Origin of the sequence: Streptomyces sp. NPDC058964, from assembly GCF_042741275.1 — a bacterium.
Taxonomy (GTDB): domain Bacteria; phylum Actinomycetota; class Actinomycetes; order Streptomycetales; family Streptomycetaceae; genus Streptomyces.
Genome location: NZ_JBHYKH010000793.1, coordinates 1 through 2,709 on the forward strand (window position 1 = coordinate 1; position 2,709 = coordinate 2,709).

The following is a 2,709-nucleotide window of genomic DNA, read 5'->3' on the forward strand; positions in this document are numbered from 1 at the left end:
GCACATACCGCCGGGCTCCGGCCGATCCGAACGAGGAGGTGTCCGTCGCCATGGAACGCGGAGACACCGGATGCACCGGATGAACGGCCCGGCGCCGGGTCGGCGGCGGGCGGCGCTGCTGGTGGTGGTCCGTACTTTTCTGATCACCGCCGCACTCGTCACGGTCTACTACCTGATTCCACTGCGCGAGCGCACCACGGTCGAGACCTCGGTACTGCTGATGGTCGGGGTGGTGGCTGTGGGCGTGGTCTTCACGTGGGAGGTCTGGGCCATCGTGCGTTCGCCCCACCCGCGGCTGAAGGCCATCGAGGCCCTCGTCACCACGCTGGCGCTGTTCCTGGTGCTCTTCGCCAGTTCGTACTACGTGCTGGACGGCGTCAGCCCCGGGTCCTTCAACGAGCCCCTGACCAGGACCGATGCCCTCTACTTCACGCTGACCACGTTCGCCACCGTCGGATACGGCGACGTTTTCGCCGTCTCCGAACCCGGGCGTGTGATGGTGATGCTCCAGATTTGCTGCGGTCTTCTCCTCGCGGGCTTCGCCGTGCGGATCCTGACGAGCGCGATCGAACGGGGGCTGCGCCGACGGCGGGAGCCGCCGCCCGGGCAGGGCGACGGGACACCGGAGACACCGGAGGGAGAGCCGCGACCGTAGCGGTCACGGCCGCCCGTCCGGCAGCCGGCGCATCTCCACCACGCGCAGCCCGAGCGACTGGCAGCGCACCAGCAGCCCGTAGAACTGGTCCTCGTCGACGACCGGGCCGAACAGCAGCGTCTGACCGGCCATCGCCACATGCTCCAGCTCCGGGAAGGCCTTCGTCAGCGTCTCCGACATATGTCCTTCGACGCGGATCTCGTACCGCATGAGCTGCTCTCCCGCGGGCTGTCCGAGCGCAGTGGGGACACGCCCCCTCTGCGATCGTCCGCCTTCGGGACGGGCCGCGGCCTCACCCGGTCCAGGTGACCCTCCTGCTTTCGGCCCAGGGCACCTCGAGTGTCCGGTGCTCAGTGCTTCAGGACGAGCTTGAAGGAGATGATCGCCAGGCCGAGCACCAGATTGACCGCTGCGGTGGCGGCCGACTGGCGCCAGGAGGCACCTGCCCGCCGGGCCGCGGCCACCGACCAGCCCACCTGACCCGCCACGGCCACGGCGAGCGACAGCCAGATGGCGCCCTGCACGCCGAGGCCCAGCAGCCCGCTGACGGCCACGGCGACGGCCGGCGGCACCGCGGCCTTGACGATCGGCCACTCCTCACGGCACACGCTCAGGACCGTCCGCCGGTCCAGGGCCTTGTGCGCCAGCCGTTCCCCGAACAGCTCGGCGTGCACGTGCGCGATCCAGAACGCCACACCCGTGAGCAGGAGCAGCACGACGAGCTCGACGCGCGGGAACGAGCCCAGGATGCCCGCGCCCGCCACCACGGAGGCGGCGAGCATGGATCCGTAGACGCCTCCGGTGTAGTCGGCGCGGGCCCGGGGCCGCGCGCCGGGCGGCGGGGCGGCCGCCTCTTGGGACGAGGACATCATGGGTCTCCGTGGGATCTCACGGGGTCGTGGCGAGGGCGGAGGCCGGTTCGCCCGCGTCCGGGGGCCGCGGACGGACCGCACCGGCGGCCGGCAGACCCGATGGGATCAGGGAGCCCTGGCGGGACTGATGCGACCGTCGGCGGGGACGCCCGCTCCAGGCCGCCGTCCGAGGCCCGCGCCGTCCCGGGGTCGTACGCGCGTTCCCGGCCGCCCGTCCGTGCCTGGTCGGGGCAGGAGGCCGGTCCACCGGGCAGCGGCCGCGCGTGCCGGGCCGCCGGCCGTGGCAGCCGATGAACCGGCCTTCCCGTCTCACCCGCCACGGGCGAGCGGGGCGGGGCGGGCCGCCCCCGGCCGGGCGGTCACAGCAGCCCCAGTTCGCGCGCCCTGCGCACCGCGTCACCCCGTCGGTTCACCGCGAGCTTCCGGTACACGCTCTTGAGATGCGTCTTCACGGTGTTCACCGAGACGTAGAGGTCGGCGGCGATCTCTTCCGTGGACATCATCTGGGCCAGCCGCTGCAGCACGTCGCGCTCGCGTCCGCTCAGTTCCTCGACCACGAACGGCGCGGGTTCCACCACGGCCTCGGCGGGTCCGTCGTGCCGTGGCTCCTCGGGGGTGAGCCAGCCCGCGGCGAGCCCCTGGAGCGGTGCTGTGCCCAGCAGCCGTCGTACCCGCGGTCCGGCTTCGAGGAAGGGGCGCCGCAGCCGTTCCCGCCGGGCCTCCAGGAGTGCCTGGGCGACGAGCCTGCGGGCGGTGGCGCGGTCGCCGTCCTCGTCGGCGGCCTGGGCGCGGGCCAGCGCGGCCCGGACGGTCACGGCCGGACCGGCGCGGCCCTTGGTGCACAGGTGGTCGAGGAGCTCCAGCGCCGCCGCACGGTGCCCCGCCGCGAGCTGGGCGCGCGCCGCTTCCACGGCACAGGCCGGCTGGTCGTCGTAGGGCACCCGGGCCAGCGCCTCCACGGCGCTGTCCGGCCGTCCCTCGGTCAGGTGCGCGGCGGAGGCGATCAGGGCCGTGTGGCCCTCCGCCCACGGGGAGGGAACGTCCGCGGAGACGGCGGGGTCGGCCGCCGCCACCGCGGCCCGCGTGTCGCCCCGTGCGAGCAGCAGTCGTGCGGTGGCGATGGACCGGCCCGCCGCGGCACTGGGGGTCAGTGGCTCGGGCAGGGAGCCGGAGCGTCGCAGC

4 protein-coding genes are annotated in these 2,709 nt (G+C 73.8%); 1 reads left to right on the forward strand and 3 read right to left on the reverse strand.

Features of this window, described 5'->3' with window-relative positions; genetic code table 11:
* The first annotated feature begins 70 nt into the window (after nt 1-70).
* The gene (locus ACFW2E_RS44805) at nt 71-655 is read left to right on the forward strand and encodes a potassium channel family protein (protein WP_384477350.1); all 585 of its coding nucleotides are present in this window, start codon (nt 71-73) and stop codon (nt 653-655) included.
* A gap of 3 nt (nt 656-658) precedes the next feature.
* Here the strand turns inward: ACFW2E_RS44805 and ACFW2E_RS44810 are convergent, their stop codons facing one another.
* The 3 genes from ACFW2E_RS44810 to ACFW2E_RS44820 form a co-directional block, all read right to left on the reverse strand.
* Nucleotides 659-865 carry a hypothetical protein gene (locus ACFW2E_RS44810; RefSeq protein WP_384477353.1) on the reverse strand — a complete coding sequence of 69 codons (207 nt, stop codon included), beginning with the start codon at nt 863-865 and terminating at the stop codon, nt 659-661.
* 140 nt (nt 866-1,005) lie between these two features.
* On the reverse strand, nt 1,006-1,524 hold the full coding sequence (locus ACFW2E_RS44815) for a hypothetical protein (RefSeq protein ID WP_384477356.1): 519 nt from the start codon (nt 1,522-1,524) through the stop codon (nt 1,006-1,008).
* A 362-nt stretch (nt 1,525-1,886) separates the two neighbouring features.
* On the reverse strand, nt 1,887-2,709 hold an 823-nt coding region (locus tag ACFW2E_RS44820), incomplete at its 5' end, for a LuxR C-terminal-related transcriptional regulator (RefSeq protein ID WP_384477359.1).

Bases quoted from the DNA above. Each gene is read 5' to 3' on its own strand.
- ACFW2E_RS44805 (WP_384477350.1), top strand. From the start codon at position 71: ATGCACCGGATGAACGGCCCGGCGCCGGGTCGGCGGCGGGCGGCGCTG.
- ACFW2E_RS44810 (WP_384477353.1), bottom strand. From the start codon at position 865: ATGCGGTACGAGATCCGCGTCGAAGGACATATGTCGGAGACGCTGACG.
- ACFW2E_RS44815 (WP_384477356.1), bottom strand. From the start codon at position 1,524: ATGTCCTCGTCCCAAGAGGCGGCCGCCCCGCCGCCCGGCGCGCGGCCC.